This is a genomic window from uncultured Williamsia sp. (assembly GCF_947494875.1).
Taxonomy (GTDB): domain Bacteria; phylum Actinomycetota; class Actinomycetes; order Mycobacteriales; family Mycobacteriaceae; genus Williamsia_A.
In genome coordinates this window covers 88,667-109,360 of record NZ_CANLWM010000004.1, presented here as the reverse complement: position 1 = coordinate 109,360, position 20,694 = coordinate 88,667, and the positions used below count along the sequence as shown (strand labels likewise).

The 20,694-nt window shown below is 70.1% G+C and carries 20 protein-coding genes; 7 read left to right on the top strand and 13 right to left on the bottom strand.

What is annotated here, in order from left to right; translation table 11 throughout:
- Positions 1-2: 2 nt before the first annotated feature.
- Both Q1A98_RS10870 and Q1A98_RS10865 read left to right on the top strand, forming a co-directional pair.
- Complete coding sequence (locus Q1A98_RS10870) at positions 3-1,022, top strand: aldo/keto reductase (protein WP_299573096.1); 1,020 nt, start codon at positions 3-5, stop codon at positions 1,020-1,022.
- Positions 1,023-1,041: 19 nt separating this feature from the next.
- Entirely contained in the window at positions 1,042-1,884 is an 843-nt protein-coding gene (locus Q1A98_RS10865; RefSeq protein ID WP_299573093.1) for an LLM class flavin-dependent oxidoreductase, read from the top strand.
- Between the two features lie 4 nt (positions 1,885-1,888).
- Here the strand turns inward: Q1A98_RS10865 and Q1A98_RS10860 are convergent, their stop codons facing one another.
- Genes Q1A98_RS10860 through Q1A98_RS10850 form a run of 3 tightly spaced genes read right to left on the bottom strand, consistent with a single transcriptional unit; the run spans position 1,889 to position 3,558 of the window.
- Positions 1,889-2,227: a hypothetical protein gene (locus Q1A98_RS10860; RefSeq protein WP_299573090.1), complete on the bottom strand. Its 339-nt coding sequence runs from the start codon at positions 2,225-2,227 to the stop codon at positions 1,889-1,891.
- A gap of 10 nt (positions 2,228-2,237) precedes the next feature.
- Complete coding sequence (locus tag Q1A98_RS10855; RefSeq protein WP_299573088.1) at positions 2,238-2,783, bottom strand: nuclear transport factor 2 family protein; 546 nt, start codon at positions 2,781-2,783, stop codon at positions 2,238-2,240.
- A gap of 1 nt (position 2,784) precedes the next feature.
- Positions 2,785-3,558: an SDR family oxidoreductase gene (locus tag Q1A98_RS10850; protein ID WP_299573086.1), complete on the bottom strand. Its 774-nt coding sequence runs from the start codon at positions 3,556-3,558 to the stop codon at positions 2,785-2,787.
- A 36-nt stretch (positions 3,559-3,594) separates the two neighbouring features.
- On the opposite strand from Q1A98_RS10850, the gene Q1A98_RS10845 reads away from it, so the two are divergent.
- Entirely contained in the window at positions 3,595-4,245 is a 651-nt protein-coding gene (locus Q1A98_RS10845; protein ID WP_299573084.1) for a nuclear transport factor 2 family protein, read from the top strand.
- 1 nt (position 4,246) lies between these two features.
- Here the strand turns inward: Q1A98_RS10845 and Q1A98_RS10840 are convergent, their stop codons facing one another.
- Complete coding sequence (locus Q1A98_RS10840) at positions 4,247-5,062, bottom strand: SDR family oxidoreductase (protein WP_299573081.1); 816 nt, start codon at positions 5,060-5,062, stop codon at positions 4,247-4,249.
- A gap of 72 nt (positions 5,063-5,134) precedes the next feature.
- Complete coding sequence (locus Q1A98_RS10835; RefSeq protein ID WP_299573078.1) at positions 5,135-6,319, bottom strand: acyl-CoA dehydrogenase family protein; 1,185 nt, start codon at positions 6,317-6,319, stop codon at positions 5,135-5,137.
- A gap of 59 nt (positions 6,320-6,378) precedes the next feature.
- On the opposite strand from Q1A98_RS10835, the gene Q1A98_RS10830 reads away from it, so the two are divergent.
- The gene (locus Q1A98_RS10830) at positions 6,379-6,543 is read left to right on the top strand and encodes a DUF2256 domain-containing protein (protein ID WP_299573076.1); all 165 of its coding nucleotides are present in this window, start codon (positions 6,379-6,381) and stop codon (positions 6,541-6,543) included.
- A 13-nt stretch (positions 6,544-6,556) separates the two neighbouring features.
- On the opposite strand, the gene Q1A98_RS10825 is transcribed toward Q1A98_RS10830, so the two are convergent.
- The 3 genes from Q1A98_RS10825 to Q1A98_RS10815 form a co-directional block, all read right to left on the bottom strand.
- Entirely contained in the window at positions 6,557-8,167 is a 1,611-nt protein-coding gene (locus Q1A98_RS10825; protein WP_299573073.1) for a GMC oxidoreductase, read from the bottom strand.
- Between the two features lie 63 nt (positions 8,168-8,230).
- Complete coding sequence (locus tag Q1A98_RS10820; protein ID WP_299573071.1) at positions 8,231-8,791, bottom strand: TetR/AcrR family transcriptional regulator; 561 nt, start codon at positions 8,789-8,791, stop codon at positions 8,231-8,233.
- Between the two features lie 54 nt (positions 8,792-8,845).
- The gene (locus tag Q1A98_RS10815) at positions 8,846-9,823 is read right to left on the bottom strand and encodes an alpha/beta hydrolase (RefSeq protein WP_299573070.1); all 978 of its coding nucleotides are present in this window, start codon (positions 9,821-9,823) and stop codon (positions 8,846-8,848) included.
- 423 nt (positions 9,824-10,246) lie between these two features.
- Here Q1A98_RS10815 and Q1A98_RS10810 point away from each other — a divergent pair, with 423 nt between their 5' ends.
- Positions 10,247-14,092: a Pls/PosA family non-ribosomal peptide synthetase gene (locus Q1A98_RS10810; RefSeq protein ID WP_299573806.1), complete on the top strand. Its 3,846-nt coding sequence runs from the start codon at positions 10,247-10,249 to the stop codon at positions 14,090-14,092.
- Between the two features lie 96 nt (positions 14,093-14,188).
- On the opposite strand, the gene Q1A98_RS10805 is transcribed toward Q1A98_RS10810, so the two are convergent.
- Positions 14,189-14,608 carry a DoxX family protein gene (locus Q1A98_RS10805; protein ID WP_299573068.1) on the bottom strand — a complete coding sequence of 140 codons (420 nt, stop codon included), beginning with the start codon at positions 14,606-14,608 and terminating at the stop codon, positions 14,189-14,191.
- 216 nt (positions 14,609-14,824) lie between these two features.
- Between Q1A98_RS10805 and Q1A98_RS10800 the strand changes: the two genes are divergently transcribed.
- Complete coding sequence (locus Q1A98_RS10800) at positions 14,825-16,192, top strand: M1 family metallopeptidase (RefSeq protein ID WP_299573804.1); 1,368 nt, start codon at positions 14,825-14,827, stop codon at positions 16,190-16,192.
- A 200-nt stretch (positions 16,193-16,392) separates the two neighbouring features.
- Here Q1A98_RS10800 and Q1A98_RS10795 read toward each other — a convergent pair whose 3' ends face one another.
- Genes Q1A98_RS10795 through rfbA form a run of 3 tightly spaced genes read right to left on the bottom strand, consistent with a single transcriptional unit; the run spans position 16,393 to position 18,423 of the window.
- Complete coding sequence (locus Q1A98_RS10795; protein WP_299573067.1) at positions 16,393-16,887, bottom strand: DUF5709 domain-containing protein; 495 nt, start codon at positions 16,885-16,887, stop codon at positions 16,393-16,395.
- A 42-nt stretch (positions 16,888-16,929) separates the two neighbouring features.
- Positions 16,930-17,550 carry a dTDP-4-dehydrorhamnose 3,5-epimerase gene (rfbC, locus tag Q1A98_RS10790; protein ID WP_299573066.1) on the bottom strand — a complete coding sequence of 207 codons (621 nt, stop codon included), beginning with the start codon at positions 17,548-17,550 and terminating at the stop codon, positions 16,930-16,932.
- A gap of 3 nt (positions 17,551-17,553) precedes the next feature.
- On the bottom strand, positions 17,554-18,423 hold the full coding sequence (rfbA, locus tag Q1A98_RS10785) for a glucose-1-phosphate thymidylyltransferase RfbA (protein WP_299573064.1): 870 nt from the start codon (positions 18,421-18,423) through the stop codon (positions 17,554-17,556).
- A 98-nt stretch (positions 18,424-18,521) separates the two neighbouring features.
- Between rfbA and rfbB the strand changes: the two genes are divergently transcribed.
- Positions 18,522-19,526, top strand: a complete 1,005-nt coding sequence (rfbB, locus tag Q1A98_RS10780) for a dTDP-glucose 4,6-dehydratase (RefSeq protein ID WP_299573063.1) — start codon at positions 18,522-18,524, stop codon at positions 19,524-19,526.
- Positions 19,527-19,531: 5 nt separating this feature from the next.
- Here the strand turns inward: rfbB and Q1A98_RS10775 are convergent, their stop codons facing one another.
- The gene (locus Q1A98_RS10775; protein ID WP_299573062.1) at positions 19,532-20,653 is read right to left on the bottom strand and encodes a GNAT family N-acetyltransferase; all 1,122 of its coding nucleotides are present in this window, start codon (positions 20,651-20,653) and stop codon (positions 19,532-19,534) included.
- Positions 20,654-20,694 lie beyond the last annotated feature (41 nt).

The window sequence follows — 20,694 nt, the reverse complement described above, 5'->3', positions numbered from 1 at the left end:
CCATGCAGTACCGCACCCTCGGACGCACCGGCGTCACCGTCAGCGCCCTCTCGCTCGGCGCCATGAACTTCGGCGCCATGGGGCGCACCACGCAGGACGAGGCCACCGCCATCGTCGACGCCGCGCTCGAGGCCGGCATCAACGTCATCGACACCGCCGACATGTACAGCGAGGGCGAGTCGGAGGAGATGGTCGGGCGCGCGATCGCCGGCCGCCGCGACGACATCGTGCTCGCGACCAAGGTGTTCAACCCGATGGGGGACGAGCGCAACCACCGAGGAAGCTCCCGCCGGTGGATCACCACCGAGCTCGAGAACAGCCTCCGCCGCCTCGACGTGGACCACGTCGACCTGTACCAGATCCACCGCGACGATCCGACGACCGGCGACGACGAGACGCTGTCCGTGCTCACCGATCTGCAGCGGGCCGGGAAGATCCGCTACTTCGGCTCGTCGACCTATCCGGCGCACCGCATCGTGCAGGCGCAGTGGGCCGCCCGCGAGAACCACCTGGGCCGCTTCGTCACCGAGCAGCCGCCCTACTCGATCCTGCAGCGGGGCATCGAGTCCCACGTCCTGCCGGTCACCCAGGAGTACGGGATGGGCGTGCTGGTGTGGAGTCCGCTGGCCGGCGGCTTCCTGTCCGGTGCCATCCGCGCCGGACAGGAGATCACCACCCGCCGTTCGTCCCTGCTCCCGGCGCGCTTCGCCGGCGACTCCCCGACCACCGTCGCCAAGATCGACGCAGTCGAGAAGCTGATCACCGTCGCGGACGAGGCGGGCCTGTCGCTCATCCAGCTCGCGCTGGGGTTCGTGACCGCGCACCCGGGCGTGACCAGCGCGATCATCGGCCCCCGCACGCTCGACCATCTCCGGTCACAGGTAGCGGCCGCGGACACCGTGCTGCCGTCGGATGTCCTCGACGCGATCGACGAGATCGTCGCGCCCGGTGTCGACCTGGCCCCCGACGAGAAGTTCGACACCCCGCCGTCCCTGCTCGACTCGTCCCTGCGGAGGCGGTGACATGGTCTCCTTCGGCGTCATGACGGCACCGCAGAACGTCGGATACGCCGACCTCGTGCGGGTGTGGCAGGAGGCGGACGGGCTGGCCGAGATCGAGCACGCCTGGCTGTTCGACCACCTCATGCCGATCGGGGGCGACCTCGACGGTCCGATCCTCGAGGGGTGGACGCTGCTGGCCGCGCTCGCCGCGCAGACGCGGCGTCTCCGGCTCGGACTGTTGGTGACCAGCAACCGGATCCGACCACCCGCGCTGCTCGCGAAGATCGCGACGACGGTCGACGTGGTGTCCGACGGCCGGCTCGACTTCGGGATCGGTGTGGGATCGCGCCCGAGCGTCCCGTGGGCGCGCCGCGAGTACGACGCGTTCGGCCTGCCCTACGTCGAGACGGGTGAGGCGATCACCGCGCTCCGCGAAGCCCTCCCCCTCATCCGCCGCATCTGGACCGAGGACGCACCGTTCGACGTCGACGGCGAGGTGGTCCGGGTGGACGGCGCCTTCCAGCGGCCGCGTCCCGTGCAGTCGCCGACGCCGCCGATCATGGTCGGTGGACGGTCGTCGGCGGTGCTGCGGATCGCCGCCGACCACGCCGATCTCTGGAACATCCCCGGCGGCGACCTCGACGACGCGATCGCCCGCAGCCGGCTGCTCGACCGCTACTGCGTCGAGGCCGGCCGCGATCCGGCGGCGGTCACGCGGTCGATCCATCTGGGTGTGTCCTACGACCGGCCGGCCGACACCCGTGACGCCGTCGAGGCGGCGATCGACGCGGGGTTCACCCACGTCGTGCTCGGACTGGGTGCGCCCTGGCCCGACGGGGTCGCGCGGTGGGTGGCCGACGAACTCGTGCGGCCGTTCCGGTGAGACCTCACCGGTCGGCGCGGGCCTCCGACACCAGGGAGGCGGCCTGCGCGAGGCTCAGCCCCTTGTCGGCGCGACGCAGCGTCCGGATCTGGGCGACCTCACCGTGGATCGGTTCGATGACCGCTCTGACCTCCTCGATCGTCCAGTCGCGCGGCTTCGGCGTCGGGCGCAGCCGGACCGCGACGACGCCGAGGTTCGCGACGATGACGACCGCACCGATGACGACCCACCCCCACCGCCGGTCGTCCCACCATCCGACGGTGAGGTAGCCGACGCATCCGATCAGGACCACCGAGCCGATCAGGGTCAGGCTGTTCGCGAAGGTCTTCATCCCCTTCTCCATGGGCAGCAGCCTAGTGCGGGGAGGGGCGCTCTCTGCGCCGGTCCTCCCACCACCCTGCGAACAGCGGATCGGCGAGAGGCAGGTCGCCGACACCCGTCTGACGCGCCGGCCACTCCGCGGGAGCCTGGTCGAGCGGCGACACGTCGTGTGCCACGCCGAACCACAGCCGGTGGCGGCGGTGCAGGAACAGCCAGCGACCGCCCTCGAGGACGTAGCGGTCGTCGTACCGGATGAGTTGCTCGACGAAACCCTCCGCGCTCTGAGCGTGACAGTGCGCCCACACCTGGCCGTGCGCGGTCGTCTCGTCGTCCATCTCGATCAGGTGGTTGGCCACCAGGATCACGGCGAAGACGCTGTCGCGCATGCTGTCGGCCATCAGGCTCCGAGCGCCGTCGGGACCCACACCGTGGTCGCCGAAGCGCGCCTGCGCGGCGAACAGGTCTGCCATCGCGTCGATGTCCCGAGCGTCGAGTGCGGATGCGTAGCGCACCGGCAGCTGCCGGATCTGCTCGCGCGCGAGCAGATCGCGCACGGCCCCCTCGTCGATGTCGGCCATGTCAGCCGCCGGTCACCGCGATGTCCTGGCCGGTGATCGCCGACGACTCGTCGGACGCCAGCCACACGGACACGTCGGCCACCTCGTCGGGCTGCACCAGCCGTCCCATCTTCGTCAGACCCGAGAGGCGGCGGCGCAGTTCTCCTGGGTCGACGTCGTTCTCGCGCGCCGTGCGGGCGATGTAGGTGTCGAACAGTTCACCGGCGACGCTGCCCACCACCAGCGTGTTCACCCGGATGCCCTGCCGCCCCACCTCGAGCGCGAGCGTCTGCGCCAGCGCGGTCAGTGCGAGCTTCGCCGAGGCGTAGTGGGCCTTGTTCGGTTGCACCTGCCGCGACGCCGACGACGAGACGAACTGGACGTTGCCCGACCCCGCCGGGATCATCGCCTGCCGCAACGCCTCTCGTGACAGCACCATGGGAGCGACGAGATCGGTGGTCAGCACGTCGAGCCAGTTCGCGATGGTCGCCTCCGCCACCGGCTGATCGGCCCCGGGGATCGCGGCGTTGTTCACCAGCACATCCAGCCGACCCCACCGTCGCACGGCGTCCGCGATCACCTCGGTGCACTGTGCCTCGTCGGTGATGTCGGCGACGTGGATCGCCGCCTCGGCCCCGTCACCGGCGATCGCCTCCGCGGTGATCGCGAGCTCGTCCGGTCGACGAGCCACCAACATCACGCGAGCGCCACACCGGGCGTACCTCCGGGCCATCACCCGCCCGATACCCCCGCTGGCACCGGTGATCACGACGACGCGGTCGGACAGGTCAGGCATGGTGATCAAGAGTACATCTCGTGTTCTGATGTACCGATGCCCCCGAACCAGCAGGCATCACCGTCGGATCTGCAGGCCCGCGTCGAGCGTCTCGAGGCGCTCGACGAGATCCGCCAGCTCGCCGCGAAGTACGCGGTCGCGCTCGACCAGCGCGATCTGGACGCCGTGGTCGGCCTCTTCGTCGACGACGTCGGCGCCCCCGGGGGCCGTCGGGGACGTGAGGCCCTGCGCGACTGGTACGACGCCGCCATGCGGCGCGACCTCCTGGGGACCGCGCACGGGATCGTCGGGCACGTCATCGACGTCGACGGGCCCGCGGCGTCCGGGATCGTGTACTCGCGCAACGATCTCGAGACGGAATCGACCTGGCTCGTCGAGTTCGTCGCGTACCTCGACTCCTACGAGCGGCGCGACGGCCGATGGTGGTTCCGACGGCGGACCCCGATGTTCTGGTACCGCTCCGACCTCACCGAGCCACCTCTGGGGGAGAACAAGATGCGGTGGCCCGGGGCAGCGTCGTCACCCGGGACCTTCCACGAGATCTCCGCGGCGTGGGCGGAATTCTGGTCCGACGAGGACCGTCACAGCCACCCGGTACCGGCACCACCGCCGGCCGACAGGTGGATCGCCGCACTCCGTCGCGACGCACCGACCCCGCGCGTCGACCCCACCGCCCGCACCGACTGAGTCAGGCGCCGAAGTCGGTACCGCCGTCGATGTTGATCGCCGCACCCGTCATGTAGGCCGCGCGGTCGCTGAGCATGAACGCGATCAACTCCCCCGCCTCGTGGGGGCGACCCGCGCGGTCGAGCGCGACCCGCATGTTCCATGCGGGATTGCTGGACAGATGCGTGTAGATGGCGTCCTCGAGCGGGACGTCGTACTGGTCGGCCCGTGTCTGCCGGATCCCGTCGTTGACCTCGGTGTCGAACAGGCCGGGACAGATCGTGTTGACGCGGATCCCCTCCGGCCCATGGGTCTTCGCCATGATCTTCGAGATCGTGAGCACCGACGCCTTCAGCGCGTTGTACGGCGGGATGAGGATCTTCGGCGCCCGGACCGAGTAGGCCGCGGTCGTGACGATCGCGCCGCCGCCGTTGCGCTGCAGATGGGGGATGACCGCCCGGCACGAGCGAACGGTCGCCATGAGGATGGTCTGGTAGTACCAGTCCCACGAGTCGTCCTCGTGCTCGAGGAACGGACCCTGCTGCTTCATGGGTCCTGCCGTGACCGCGAGGCCACGCAGCGGCCCGATCGCGTCGGCGGCCTCGTCGATCGCACGTCGGACGCCGTCGCCGGGAGCGGACGCGTCGACTCCCACCCCCACCGCGCGGACACCGTGGTCGGCGGTCAGGGCATCTGCTCTCGCCGTCGCACGCTCGGCGTCCCGAGCGAGCAGAGCGACGTCCGCGCCGTTGGCAGCCAGTTCCGTCGCCGCCGCGAAACCCATCCCGGTGGTCCCACCCACCACCACGAACGCCCGACCCGCGATCCCCAGATCCATCCCGCCACCCCAGCAGAATGAACAGTGTGACGTCAAGTGTTCAGGTGACCCGTCCCATCGGGTCGCGGTCGCTCAGCGGAACGCGTCGCGCCCGGTCAGTGCCTTCCCGACGGTGAGCTGGTGCATCTCACTGGTGCCCTCGTAGGTGAGCACCGACTCGAGGTTGTTGATGTGCCGGATGATCGGGTACTCCAGGGTGATCCCGTTGGCGCCGAGGATCGTCCGGCACTCCCGCGCGATCTGGATCGACTCGCGGACGTTGTTCAGCTTGCCGGTGCTGATCTGCTCGGGCCGGATCTCACCGCGGTCCTTGATGCGTCCCAGGTGCACGGCGAGCAGCTGGCCCTTGCCGAGTTCGAGTGCCATGTCGGCGAGCTTGGCCTGGGTGAGCTGGTACGCCGAGAGCGGCTTGTCGAACACCTCGCGGTCGGCGGCGTAGGAGATCGCCGTCTCGAGACAGTCGCGTGCCGCGCCCAGCGACCCGAAGACGATGCCGAAGCGTGCCTCGTTGAGGCAGCTGAGCGGGCCCTTCAGTCCGGTGACGCCCGGCAGCATCGCCGACGCCGGCAGGCGGACGTCCTCGAGCACCAGCTCGGAGGTCACCGAGGCGCGCAGCGACAGCTTGCGCTTGATCTCCGGCGCGCTGAATCCCGGTGTGTCCGTGGGCACGACGAACCCGCGGATCCCGCGGGCACCCTCGTCGAGGTCGGTGCGCGCCCAGATGACGGCGACGTCGGCGACGGACCCGTTGGTGATCCACATCTTCGACCCGTTGAGCACCCAGTCGTCGCCGTCATGCTTGGCGTTGGTGCGCATGCCGCCGGGGTTGGAACCGTAGTCGGCCTCGGTCAGACCGAAGCAGCCGATGGCCTGACCGGCGGACATCTTCGGCAGCCACTCGTCCTTCTGCTCGTCGCTGCCGAACGCGTGGATGGCGAACATCGCCAGCGACCCCTGCACCGAGACGAAGCTGCGCAGGCCGGAGTCGACGGCCTCGAGTTCCTGGCACGCGAGCCCGTACGTCGTCGCCGACATGCCGGCGCAGCCGTAGCCGGTGAGGTGCATGCCGAACAGTCCGAGCTCGCCGAGTTCGCTCGCGAGCTCCCGCACCGGCAGGTGCGCGTTCTCGAACCATTCACCGACGTGCGGTCGGAGCCGTTCGTCACCGAAGCGGCGGACGGTGTCCCGGATCTCCCGCTCGTCGGCGTCCAGGATGTCGTCGAACCCGAACAGGTCACCGATCGTCTGAGCGGACATCAGCGTCACTCCCTCTCGTGGGCAATCTCGATCCACACTAACCCCGGCACAATGGGGAGATGACCGACCGCGAGTCCAAGGTGTGCGAGGTGTGCGGACGCCCGTTCACCAACCGGAAGCGGTGGAACTCCCGCGGACAGTGGGACGAGGTCCGCTACTGCTCGCAGGCCTGCCGCCGCGAGGCCCGCCGTCTGCGACGAAGCGGAGACCGTCCCGCGACCTGATCAGGCCCGCGAGTCAGAAGACCGTGCCGACGTCCTCGGGGATGATCCGGTCGATCGCCCACTCCGCGATCGCCGCGATGGTCATCGACGGGTTGCACGCGGCGGTGTTGCCGGGCATCAGCGCGCCGTCGAGCACATAGAGGCCGCGGTGGCCGTTGACGCGACCCTGCAGGTCGCAGACGACGTCCATCGGAGCGCCTCCGAGCGGGTGCCAGGTCGACGGGTAGGGCTTGAAGGTGTCGAACAGGAACGACGACGGCCCGGCGATCTTCTGCGTCAGCGGGGTGATGCGGGTGTCCTGCAGGACGTGGTCTCCGTCGCGCGGCCAGTGGAGCACCGCCTGGTCCTGCGCGCGGTCCCAGACGAACTTCCCGCGCGCGTCGCTCACGCCGTAGCCGACCATCATCGTGGTCCGCGGATCGGTCCCCAGGGTCGGGATCGACGCCTGGATCACCGTGGCGGCCTTGCGGGGGTCGCCCGACCAGTCGAGGCTGCCGAACACCACCGGACCGCCCTGACCGCGGGTGCCCATCGCGTCGGCGAAGTCGGTCCAGGTGTAGATGCGGTCGCCGTTGCTGCCCCACCCCGTTCCGACGCCCGCGGGCAGGTCCGGGATGGTGTCGTGCGCCTGCGCGCGCATGAGGAGCTTGGTCGTGTTCATCGTCCCCGCGGCCATCACCAGCGCGCGCGTCGTCATCTCGATGGTCTCGAGCGTCTGTCCCGCGGCGGAGATGCGGTTCACCCGCACCGTCCAGCGCCCGTCCTTCGCACGGATGACGTCGGTGACCTCGTGCTGCAGCCGCAGGTCGAGCCGGCCGGTGGCCTCCGCCTGCTTGATGTAGGTGACGTCGACGCTGTGCTTGCCCCCGTTGTTGACGCCGATGGCACCCATCCCGTTGGTGTACGAGCGCTTCATCTCGCCCCGCAGTTCGGCGAGCGCGTAGCTCCAGTCGATGGGCATCGGGATCTTCGACACCGGCAACCCCGCCTTGATGCAGTGGTCCCGGAACACCCGCGGCGCGAGATATTCCGGCGAGTCGATCAGCGCGTCGGGTGCGGTCTCGATCTGGAGCATCTTCGCGACGCGCGGGTAGTAGGTGCGCGCGAGCAGCCCGTAGTCCATGCGGGACGGGAACTGCGTGTAGAAGACCGGCTCGATCGGCTGCAGCGTCATCCCCTGGTACACGAGAGACCCGCCACCGAGGCCGGCCGCGCACAGTGCCGACATGTTCTCGCCCGCAACGGCTTCGATGAGGCCGACATACGGCTCCACCACGAGCGGCCGGCCGAACAGCGTCGGCGCGGAGCGATACCAGAGCATCCGCTTGTCGGGACTCGTCGGCTCGGCGAACGTGTTCGCGTTCGGCCCGGTCGCCCACCGGCGTCCGCGCTCGAGCATCGTGACCGGCACACCGGCCTGGGTCAGACGCAAGGCGGTGACACCACCACCGAACCCGGAGCCGATGACGACGACGCGGTGCTCCTCGCGACGGACCGGGATCCGTCCCGGTCGTGGCGCGGTGGGTTCGGCCGTCGCGGACCCGACGCCCGATCCCACCGCCGCGACGGCGGCGCCTGCCGCGCCGACACCCGCGAGAAATGTCCTGCGTCCGAACGTGTTCACCGTCGACCCCCGTCGTCATCGTGAGCTGTGTCACGGAAAACTAGACAGAGATCGGCGAAAGTGTCAAAAACCTGAGGGTGTGTGCGATTTGATCGCCGGGGTCAACCAGCGGGTGAGGAACCCGGCGACATCGTCGTCGGGACGGTCCGGGTCCTCGAACAGGACGACGAACAAGCCGATCGCCAGTGCCGCGTCGACGATGTCGTCCCAGCTGCGGCCGACGTCGGGATGACGCTCGCGGATGGGCGCCAACATCTCCCCCACCACCGGACGAGCGCGGTGGATCATCCCGTCGTCGAACAGCGGGTTGAGGTCGGACGTCCCCGCGAGGATCGCGAGCACCGCGTGTTCGCGGACGACCCGCCTCGCGGCGATCAGCGTGGCGACGATCTCCTCGACCACGCCGTCCATCGACGCGGCAGCCCCCGTGACCTCGTCGAACACGGTGCGCGTGAGGTCCGCGACGGCGTCGGAGACCAACTGCTCGCGCGAGCCGAAGATGGAGTACACCGTCTGACGTGACACACCGGCCGACGCCGCGACGGCAGCGATCGACGCCGCGCCGAAACCACCCGACTCGATCAGGCGCAACGTCGCATCGATGATCTTCTGACGTGACCGCACCAGGTCATCGTCGCACCGGGACCCGCTCCGAGGTCCGATTCGGCCGACACCGTGTCAGCCCGCGTGACCCCGGGCCTCGCCGAACTCCGTCGCCTTCGACGACCGGACGGCCTCGTCGATGAAGTCGGCGGCCAGCGCGATCGCCTCCAGCGACTCCGGGTGCTTGGCGTTCATCACGGGGAACGCATGGACCTGCCAGCGGAAGCGGTGGCACACGGCGATCCCGCCGGCGGCGTCGATGGTCTCGACCAGCTCGATGATGTCGGCCTCGAGCATCTCGTCGGCCGCGCTGATGATCAACGTCGGCGCGAGGTGCTCGGCGGGGATGTCCGGGATGCGGCGCGCCCCACGCAGCGCGATCGGCCCACGGTCGAACAGCTTCGCGAGCACCGCCATCTTCGACTTGGGCAGATACGCGTCGCTCTTGCTGCTGCGGTCGGGGTTCGACGCGAGGTCGAGGTCGAGCAGCGGCGAGAAGCCGACGAAGGCGTCCGGCGCCGGCAGCCCGTCGGCGACGGCGAGTTCGGACACCTTCGGGGCCAGGAAACCCCCGGCGGAATCGCCGGCGACCACCACGTGGCGGTATCCGCGCTCGATGATCAGCTCGCGATACGCCATGTAGGCGTCGTTCACCGACGTGCCGACGCCCGCGTCGGGCAGCTGGCGGTAGGCGAGGGAGAACACCGGCAGCGACGTGCGCCGGGAGAGACGCGCCGCCACCGAGCGGTGTGTCGCCAGGCCACAGACGATGAACGCCCCGCCGTGCAGGTACAGGATCGCGGTGTCGCTGTCCCGGCGACTCGGCCCCGACGGGACGATGTACTCGGCCGGACACCCGGCGAGCTCGATCTCCTCGCCGACCACGCCCTTCGGCTTCGGCGCGAGCGCGAGCGGCGCGTCGGCGAGGTACAGGAATCTCATCGTCAGGTTCGTGAGCGGGAAGTACTTCAGCAGCGGGCGGATCAGCAGGCGGGTGCCGAACCACATCGCGTACGAACCGCGGCTGGGATTGTCATGGGTGATCACCGGCATGGAGTCCTCCTCCGGCGTGTCGCGGTCGACCGGAACGCTCGTCGTTCGCGTCCGGCGCCGTCATCTCGGCGATGTCGGTGCCGTGGCGACCGCATCCTCGCCGGCGGCGCCTGCACCTCTGGACCGCCGGTTCTCACTTCGCAGTGTGCCGCGACGGGCGCCTCGGTACCCAGGTTTTGTGACAAGTCAGGATGTCGCGTCGTCTGGTTGTGCACGTCACCCGAGCGAGTGCGGGTGACACGGATCCGGGGTACGCGCGCCCACGGCGGCGTGTCCGCGGCCGTGGTGGGAAACTTCTCGACGGCGCGCTCCCGCGGGTGCGTCTCGGCCCGAGCAGCGGAAAGGACCCTGGTGGACGTCACCGCCACACCGTCCCATCACCCGGCATCGTCGCAGACCCGTCCGCCCGCACCACCGCAATTCCTGGCCTCCGCGGCCGCTCCGGCGGCGCGGACGCTGATCGACGTCCTGCGGGAGACCGCGGAGCAGCATCCCCAGGCCGCGGCCGTCGACGACGGTGAGGCCGTTCTGAGCTACGCGGAGCTCGTCGAGGCGGTCGAGGAGGGCGCGTCGTGGATGGCGGCGCAGGGGATCACCCGGGGCGACCGCATCGGCATCCGTATGCCCTCGGGGTCGCGGTCGCTGTACCTGTCGATCCTGTCCACGCTCGCCGCGGGCGCCGCCTACGTTCCCGTCGACGTCGACGATCCCGACGACCGCGCTGACCTGGTGTTCGGCGAGGCCGAGGTCGCCGCGGTCGTCGACGCGAACGGACTGCACCGTGCGCAGACGGTCCGCGACCGCACGGTGCCGCCAGACGTCGACGTGTCGTCACTGGCGCCCACACCGTCGGACGACGCCTGGATCATCTTCACCTCGGGATCGACGGGGACGCCGAAAGGGGTTGCGGTCACGCATCGCAACGCGGCGGCGTTCGTCGACGCCGAGGCCCGTCTGTTCCTGCAGAACGAGCCCATCGGGCCCGGTGACCGCGTGCTCGCCGGACTGTCGGTCGCGTTCGACGCGTCGTGTGAGGAGATGTGGCTCGCCTGGCGTCACGGGGCGTGCCTGGTGCCCGCACCCCGATCGCTGGTCCGCAGCGGCATGGACCTCGGACCCTGGCTCGTCGCCCGCGACATCACGGTCGTCTCGACGGTCCCGACGCTGGCGGCGCTGTGGCCCGCGGAGGCACTCGAGGCCGTGCGGCTGCTCATCTTCGGCGGTGAGGCGTGCCCGCCCGAGCTCGGCGAGCGCCTGGCCGTGCCCGGGCGCGAGGTGTGGAACACCTACGGCCCCACCGAGGCCACGGTGGTCGCCTGCGCCGCTCCCCTGACCGGGCGAGGCCCGGTCCGCATCGGACTCCCGCTGGACGGATGGGATCTCGCCGTTGTCGACGCCTCCGGCCGGCCGGTCGACGAGGGCGGGACCGGTGAACTCGTCATCGGCGGCGTGGGGCTCGCGCGGTATCTCGACCCCGCCAAGGACGCCGAGAAGTACTCCCCCATGCCGACTCTCGGATGGGAACGCGCCTACCGCAGCGGCGACCTGGTGCGGCTCGAGCCCGAGGGGCTGGTCTTCGCCGGACGCGCCGACGACCAGGTGAAGGTCGGCGGACGACGCATCGAGCTCGGCGAGATCGACACCGCGCTGCAACACCTCCCCGGCGTCGGCGGAGCCGCTGCGGCTGTACGGAAGACCGCCGCGGGCAACTCCGTGCTGGTGGGCTACCTCGTGTCCACCGACCCCGACTTCGACGTCGAGGCCGCCCACAACCTGCTCACCGAGCAGCTCCCCGCGGCCATGGTCCCGCGCCTCGCGCTCGTCGACGACCTGCCCACCCGGACGTCGGGCAAGGTCGATCGGGCCGCGCTGCCCTGGCCGCTCCCGGGCCCGGCAGGCGGTGACGGCGACGACCTCACCGCGACGCAGCGCTGGGTCGCCGACCGCTGGACCGCCGTGCTCGGGGTGACCATCGCCGACGCCGACGTCGACTTCTTCGCCGAGGGCGGCGGGTCGCTCGCCGCGGCCCAGCTGGTCACGGCGTTGCGTGAGCGGTATCCCGAGGTCACCGTCGCCGACCTGTACGACCACCCGCGCCTCGGAGCGCTCGCCGAGATGCTCGACGAGTCCACCCCGCAGACCGAGGTCGAAGTGCGGGACGTCACCCCCACGCCGCGTCGTACCGGCATCGCGCAGGTGGCGCTGTCGGTTCCGCTCACCACGCTCACCGGCCTGCAGTGGGCGACGTGGCTGGGCGTCGCGAACAACGTCGCCGCCGCTCTCACCGACGTCCCCTGGCTGATCTCGGTCGACTGGTGGCTGCTGCTGGTCGCGTTCGTCGTGTTCATCACCCCGCTCGGTCGCATGGCGATCGCGGTGGCCGGCTGCCGGGTGCTGCTCGCCGGGGTCCGCCCGGGTCAGCATCCGCGGGGCGGCGGGGTGCACCTGCGCCTGTGGGTCGCCGAGCGACTCACCGAGGCCAGCGGCGCGGCGAACCTGGCCGGCGCGCCCTGGATGATCTACTTCGCCCGCGCGCTCGGCGCAGAGATCGGCCACGGCGTCGACCTGCACACGCTGCCACCGGTCACCGGGATGCTGGCGCTCGGCGATGGGTGTTCCGTCGAGCCCGAGGTCGACCTCGCCGGGTGGTGGATCGACGGGGACGTCGTGCACATCGGTGACATCGAGATCGGCGAGCGCGCGACCGTCGGCGCGCGATCGACCCTGTTCCCGGGCGCGCGTGTCGGGCGCGACGCCGTCGTCGACCCCGGCTCCGCGGTGATCGGGAAGGTCAAGGCCCGTCAGCGGTGGGCCGGATCCCCGGCGGTGAAGGTCGGCAAGGCCGTGCCCCACTGGCCGGCGGAACGCCCGCCGCGCCGCAGCTGGTGGGTGCCGGTCTACGGCGTCACGTCGGTATTGCTGGCCGGTGTGCCGCTGGCCGCGCTCGCCGCCGGCCTCGGGGTCATCGCGAGCTGGGCGTTGCACGCCGACCGCCTCCGCGACGTCGCCGTCCGCGCGCTGATCCTGCTGCCCGCGGCCACGCTGACGAGCCTGCTGGTGTTCGCGGCGATCACCGCGATCGGCGTCCGGGCGCTCGCGGTCGGGATGCGCCAGGGGTACCACCCGGTGCGGTCGCGGGTCGGCTGGCAGGTGTGGGCGACCGAGCGACTGATGGACTCGGCGCGCACCTATCTGTTCCCGCTGTACGCCAGCCTGCTGACACCGGCCTGGTTCCGGCTGCTCGGCGCCGACATCGGTACGGGCACCGAGATCAGCACCGCCCTCGTGATCCCGAAGTTCACCTCCGTCGGCGACGGGGCGTTCCTGGCCGACGACACGATGGTCGCCTCCTACGAGCTCGGCGGCGGGTGGGTGCACATCGACGAGGCCCGCGTCGGCAAGCGGGCGTTCCTGGGGAACTCCGGCATGACCGGACCCGGCCGCAAGGTGCCCAAGAACAGCCTCGTCGCGGTGCTGTCGGCGACGCCGGACAAGGCGAAGTCGGGGACGAGCTGGCTCGGCAGCCCGCCGGTCCGGCTGCGTCGGGCCGTCGCCGACACCGACAGCTCCCGCACCTTCGACCCGCCCCGGCGACTGAAGGTCGCGCGCGCCGCCGTCGAGACCCTGCGGCTCATCCCGGTGATGATCAGCTTCGGCCTGGGCCTGTTCGTGCTCCTCGGCCTGCAGTACATCGCGTCGCAGTCGGCGTTCTGGGTCGCCGGACTGGTGAGCGGGCTGGTGCTGCTCGTCGCCGGGGCATCGGCTTGCTGCGTCGCCGCGGCGGCCAAATGGCTTGTCGTGGGACGGATCTCCGCTGGCGAGCACCCGCTGTGGAGTTCGTTCGTGTGGCGCAACGAGCTGTCGGACGCGTTCGTCGAGACGGTCGCCGCCCCGTGGTTCGCCAACGCCGCCACCGGCACCCCGATCCTCAACCTGTGGCTACGGATGCTCGGCGCGACCATCGGTCGCGGCGTCTGGTGCGAGACCTACTGGCTGCCCGAGGCGGATCTGGTGACGCTCGGTGACGGCGCCACGGTGCAGCGTGGCTGCGTCGTCCAGACGCACCTGTTCCACGACCGGGTGATGGCGATGGATGCCGTCACCGTCGCGGCCGGGGCGACCCTCGGCCCCCACTGCGTCGCGCTCCCCGCGTCCGGACTCGGCGAATCGGCCACCGTCGGTCCCGCATCGCTGGTGATGCGCGGCGACGTCGTCCCCGCCCACACCCGCTGGCAGGGCAACCCGATCGCGCCGTGGTCGGGGCGCTGAGCCAGTCGACGGCAGACGAGATCTGCCCCGAGAAGCGTGCTCGACGGCGTGACGTCGTCGGCAGTGCTTGTCGGGGCAGATCGTGACCGGTGTTGCCTACGTGCGGACGCGGCGGCGACGGTTGACGAGGTAGCCGTCGACGCCGGTGCGGCCGGTGTTCACCAGACCGACCGCCACGAGGGCGGCGATCAGCGCGAGCGGGAACTCGTAGCCACCGTCGGAGTTCCAGAAGCCCTTGTCCGCGTGGACGGTGATGATCGCGCCGGCCATGTCGATGATCAGCAGCACGGACACCAGCGGCACCAGCACCCCGACGATGAGCAGGATGCCGCCGACGAACTCGACCCAGGTCGCGTAGTGCGCGCTGAACTCGGGGAAAGGTACGTCCATCGCACGAAAACCCTTCTCGGTGGCCCCGATCCCGTTGGTGTGCAGCTTCTGCCACCCGTGCATGATGAAGATGATCCCGAGGATCACCCGCGCGACCAGTGACGTGATGCTCCGTGACGAATCCATGTGGGCTGATGTCCTCTCGGGTGGGGTGCCGGTGTCCGGTTGGTCGGACTCGGCGCGTCGGGGACGCTACCCCGACGGTTCGACTGAGGGAAGCCTAACCGGTCCGCGGTCCGTTTACACGGCGCCCCTCGGCGGCGGACCCCGCCCGTCCCGCGCGTCGTCATACCGGCGGGTAACGTCGTGCCTCACAGCATCTCGGGTGTGAGCGGAGGATCGGTGCCGGGCAAGTCCCACAAGAACGGCTCGGCCACGACCGGCGGTCCCCTCCTCGGCGACCCCACCGACGGCATCGACCCGTACCTGCCCACCACCGGCAACCTCGGTTACCGCGTCAGCCGCTACGACCTGGACCTCGAGTACAAGGTGGCCAGCAACCGGTTGTCGGGCACGGCCACGCTCACCGCGACGGCCGTCGCCCATGTCGGACGGTTCACCGTCGACCTGGCCCACCACCTGTCGGTGGCGAAGGTCAGCGTGAACGGCCACCGCCCGACCCGGTACTCGCACCGGTCGGGGAAGCTGTCGATCACCCCGGCGCACCCGCTGCCCACCGGCGCGGCGATGACGGTCGAGATCAAGTACAGCGGCTCCCCGCGTCCCGTCCGCGGCCCGTGGGGTGAGGTCGGTTTCGAGGAGCTCACCGAGGGCGCACTGTGCGCGAACCAGCCGAACGGCGCCGCGTCGTGGTTCCCGTGTGACGACCACCCCGGATCGAAGGCGTCGTATCGCTTCGCGATCACGACGGAGTCGCCGTATATGGCGGTCGCGAACGGCACGCTCGTCCGCAAGCGCACCAAGGCCGCGATGACGACGTGGGTGTACGAGCAGGAGGAGCCGATGGCGACCTACCTGGCCACCGTCTCCATCGGCCCGTACGAGAAGAAGCAGTTGGCCCGCAAACCGGTCCCGATCACCGGGGTGCTCCCGTCCCGGCTGACCGAGGTGTTCGAGCACGACTTCGGACGTCAGGCCGACATGATGGCCGCGTTCTCCGACATGTTCGGGCCGTACCCGTTCCCCGAGTACACCGTCGTCGTCACCGACGACGACCTCGAGATCCCCATCGAGGCGCAGGGGATGTCGACGTTCGGCGCGAACCACTGCAACGGCCGGCGCGGGTCGGAGCGCCTGGTCGCACACGAACTCGCGCACCAGTGGTTCGGGAACTCATTGACCCTGACTCGGTGGCGCGACATCTGGCTCCACGAGGGATTCGCCTGCTACAGCGAGTGGTTGTGGGCCGAGCGCGCCGGGGACGACACCGCCGACGCGCTCGCCCGGTCGCACCACCGACGCCTCGCGTCGCAACGCCAGGATCTCGTGCTGTCCGATCCCGGTGCCGAGCTGATGTTCGACGACCGCGTCTACAAGCGCGGTGCGCTGACGCTGCACGCGCTCCGGCTGACGATCGGCGACGACGCGTTCTTCGACCTGCTGCGCGACTGGACGCACGAGTACCGCTACAGCTCGGTCACCACCGACGACTTCGTCGGCGTGGCGGCCCGGCACACCGATCTGTCGCTGAGCGACCTGTGGGACGAGTGGCTCCACGAGAAGCCCCTCCCGGACCTCCCCGACGCCTGAGCCGGCCTCACCCGCCGCCGAGCGGGCCAATACACCTCGCCGAGCGTGCCGAAACACCGCGTCGAGCGTGCGGAAGATCCCGTCGACCGTGCAGACAAGTCACGCCGAGCGTGCAGACGCCCCACGATGGCGGGACCGCGTGTGTTTTCGGCCCACTCGGCGGCTGGTTCTGGCACGCTCGGCGGATCAGCTCCGGGGTCTCAGGGCAGCTGGTCGGACGGGACGGTGTGCACCGCAGCCTCTTCCGCGGATGCCGCGCCTGCGTCGATGCCGGCGTCGGAGGCGATCTCCTGGTGCGTGGTGTGATCCACCCCGCCGTCCGGTCCGACGAGCCGACCCGACCGGTCGTCGCCGGTCTCCGGATCGAACTCCTCGATCTCGTCGATGTCCTCGGTGATCTCGTCGTCGTTCTCCGGCACGCGCGGCGCGGAGTCCTCGTGGAAGGCGACCTCGGTGGCGGGGTCCGGCTCCTCCTCGGCGAGGTGCTGGTCGAGGGACTCGCCCTCACGCTGCTCCTCGGCGGTCACCCCGTACCGGGTCGCCGAGCTCGGCTTCTCCGGCGGGGAGATGCCCTCGTCCAGGATGTCGTCGACACCCCGGTCGTCGAGGGTGTCCTCGGGTTGCAGCTGGTCGTCGGGGTCGTAGTTGTACTCCCCGTCGGATCCCTCGGAGATGCTCTCGACGTCGTCCTTCATGTCGTCCACCCTGCCACGTGCCGCGTCGCGGCGGCCACCAGCTCAGTCGACGGCGATGGTTCGCAAGAAATCCGTGACCGACTCCGCCGTCGGTAACAGTCCGGACTCGCGTGCTTGCGCGAGCGTCGGCGCGGCCGTGTCCTTCTCCGAGAGGCGGAACTCCAGCGGCGATCCGTCCCTGGCGTTCGCGGGCCAGTCGATGCCGATCTCCGGGTCCAGCGGATGGATGCCGTGTTCGCCGCTCGGGTTGTACCCGGTGGAGCAGAAGTAGGTGACCGTGCTGTCGTCCTCGATCGCGCAGAACGCGTGCCCCAACCCCTCGGAGAGGAAGATCGCCCGACGATCGGTGTCGTCGAGGAGCACCGAGTCCCACCGTCCGAACGTGGGCGACCCGACGCGGATGTCGACGACGACGTCGAGCACGGCGCCGCGCGGACAGACCACGTACTTCGCCTGCCCCGGCGGCACATCGGCGAAGTGCACCCCGCGCAGCGTGCCCGCCGCGGACACCGACAGGTTCACCTGAGCGAGGTCCAGGCGTCGCCCGGTGGCCTCCTGCAGCGCGTCTGCCGTGAAGGCCTCCAGGAACACCCCCCGGGGGTCACCGTGCTGCTTCGGCGTGACCTCCCACGCACCGTCGATCGACAGCGGTCGGATCTGCATGCCTCACCGCCCCCGTTCGAGCAGGCCGATGAGGTAGTCGCCGTAGCCGGACTTCCGCAGCGTCTCCGCGCGCGTGCGCAACGTGTCGTCGTCGATGAAGCCGCGACGCCAGGCGATCTCCTCGGGCACCGCGATCTTCAGCCCCTGTCGCAGCTCGACGGTCCGGACGAACGCGCCGGCGTCCTGCAGGTCGGCGAACGTGCCGGTGTCGAGCCAGGCGGTACCGCGCGGCAGCACGTGCACCGACAACCGGCCCTGCCGCAGGTAGGTGGCGTTGACGTCGGTGATCTCCAACTCCCCGCGCGGACTCGGCTTCAGATCCCGGGCGATCTCGACGACGTCGTTGTCGTAGAAGTACAGCCCGGGCACGGCGTAGTTCGACCGCGGGTTCTCCGGCTTCTCCTGCAGCGCAACGGCCTTGCCGTCGTCGTCGAAGTCGACGACACCGTACGCCGACGGGTTCGCGACCCAATAGGCGAAGATCGCACCACCCACCACCGAACTGAACCGCATCAGCTGGTTGCCCAGACCCGGCCCGTAGAAGATGTTGTCGCCCAACACGAGTGCGACCGAGTCGGTGCCGATGTGGTCGGCGCCGAGCACGAACGCCTGCGCAAGTCCGTCCGGCGACGGCTGCACCGTGTAGGAGATGTCGACACCGAACTGGCTGCCGTCGCCCAGCAGCGCCCGGAACGACGGTGCGTCGGTCGGGGTGGTGATGACGAGGATGTCGCGGATGCCCGCCAACAGCAGTGTCGAGAGCGGATAGTAGATCATCGGCTTGTCGTAGACCGGGACGAGCTGCTTGCTCACGCCCAAGGTGATCGGATGCAGCCGAGACCCCGTGCCACCCGCCAGGATGATTCCCCGCATGACGATCACCCTAGAACAGCGGACAGATGTCCGCGTGTCGTGCATCCGGGGGATGCGGCCGCCCCGCGACGGACGCGACACGCCGGTACTGTCGCCCCATGCGCGTTCTCGTCACCGGCGGCGCCGGGTTCATCGGCGCGAATTTCGTCCTGCGAACTGTGGATCAACATCCGGACACGCGGATCACCGTGCTGGACAAGATGACCTACGCGGCCAACCCCGACACGCTCACCTCCGTCGCCGACCGTGTCCGTGTCGTCACCGGTGACGTCGCCGACGCCGACCTCGTCGACGGTCTCGTCGCCGACGCCGACCTCGTCGTCCACTTCGCCGCCGAGTCCCACAACGACAACTCGCTCGCCGACCCGTCGGCGTTCGTGCAGACCAACCTCGTCGGTACGTTCACCCTGCTCGAAGCCGTGCGTCGTCACGGCACCCGCTATCACCACATCAGTACCGACGAGGTCTACGGCGACCTCGAGCTGGACGACCCCGCGCGGTTCACCGAGGCGACGCCCTACAACCCGTCGAGTCCGTACAGCTCCACCAAGGCCGGCAGCGACCTCCTCGTGCGGGCGTGGGTGCGATCATTCGGCGTCGCGGCGACCCTGTCGAACTGCTCCAACAACTACGGGCCCTACCAGCACGTCGAGAAGTTCATCCCGCGTCAGATCACCAACGTCCTGAGCGGCACCCGCCCGAAGCTCTACGGCGCGGGCACCAACGTCCGTGACTGGATCCACGTCGACGACCACAACGACGCCGTGTGGACCATCGTCGAGCGCGGCGAGATCGGGCAGACCTATCTCATCGGCGCCGACGGCGAGACCGACAACACGACGGTCGTCGAGAAGATCCTCACGATCCTGGGACAGCCTGCCGACGCCTACGACCACGTCACCGACCGCCCCGGCCACGACATGCGCTACGCGATCGACTCGACGCGGCTGCGCACGGAACTCGGCTGGACGCCGCGCTACACCGACTTCGACGCCGGGCTGCGCGCGACGATCGAGTGGTACCGCGACAACGAGTCCTGGTGGCGCCCGGTCAAGGACGCCGTCGAGCAGAAGTACGCGGTCACCGAACGCGTCACCGGCTGACCGCGCTACCCGCGCGCAGAGTGTGACGCGGCCGGCGTGCGCGGTTTGCGCAACACGACGACGCCGGCCGGCGCGTCGTCCGCCTCGACCACCGTGAACCCGGCCCGCCGGTAGATCGCGAGGTTGCGGTCGCTGCGGGCACCGGTGAACAACTCCACGACCGTCGCCGCGTCGGGCGCGATGGCCTCCGCCTCGGCCAGCAGTCGGCTCCCCATCCCGTGACCAGACCGGTCCGGCGCCACCATCAGGCGACCCACCTCCCAGGTGTGCCCGACCAGGCGCCCGCGCACCGCACCGATCAGCCGCGGACCGTCTCGCACGGTGAGGACGGTCCACTCGTCGAACCAGGCGCGGACCTGCGCCTGCGTCTCGTGGAGCGGGGGGATGTCGAGGGTGTCGTTGGCGACCGCCTCCTGCACCCAGCAACACCGTTGCAGCACCAGGAGTTCGGGTGCGGCCGACGCGTCGGCGACCGTGATCGACGACGCTGGGCCCGTCGACCCCGGGCGGCGAGACGTGTCGGCACCGAGCAGCCGTAGAACGGCGGCGACGATCTCCGACGTCGCGGGGATCCCGGTCGAGTGCCCGAAGAGCGTCGGTTGCGCCGACCGCAGGAATGTCGCGCCGACCATGAGGTACGCGGCGGCGTGCGTGTCGACGTCCGCCCCGACGAGCCCCGTCGCGCGCAGTCCGTCGAAGTAGTTCGTCATCGCCGCGATGCCCCGGTGCGGCCCGAAGTCGTTGGCCGTCACCACCGTGCCGACCTCGTCGCGGACGCCCGCGTCGCCGTGCGCGGCCACGAGCACCTCGAGGGCGTCGTCGAGGAACGCGCGCATCGCCTGCGCGTAGCGCTCGAGAACGATCGCGACGTCGTCGAAGGTGCGGGCGGCAGCCGGGTCCAGGTTCTCCTTGAACGCGAACAGCGGACGCAGGGCCTCGGAGAAGACCGCCGTCAACAGGCCGCGTCGATCGGTGAAGTGGTAGAAGATCGATCCCTCGGAAACCCCTGCGCGCGAAGCGACCTCACGAGTCGTGAGACGTGCGACCCCGCGCTCGCGCAGGACGTCGAGCGCAGACGAGAGAACCTCGTCCCGCCCGATCGCCGGAGGTCTGCCGCGTCGCGCCATGGCGGCCACGATACCCACCGGAAGTCAATTCTTGAGTATCT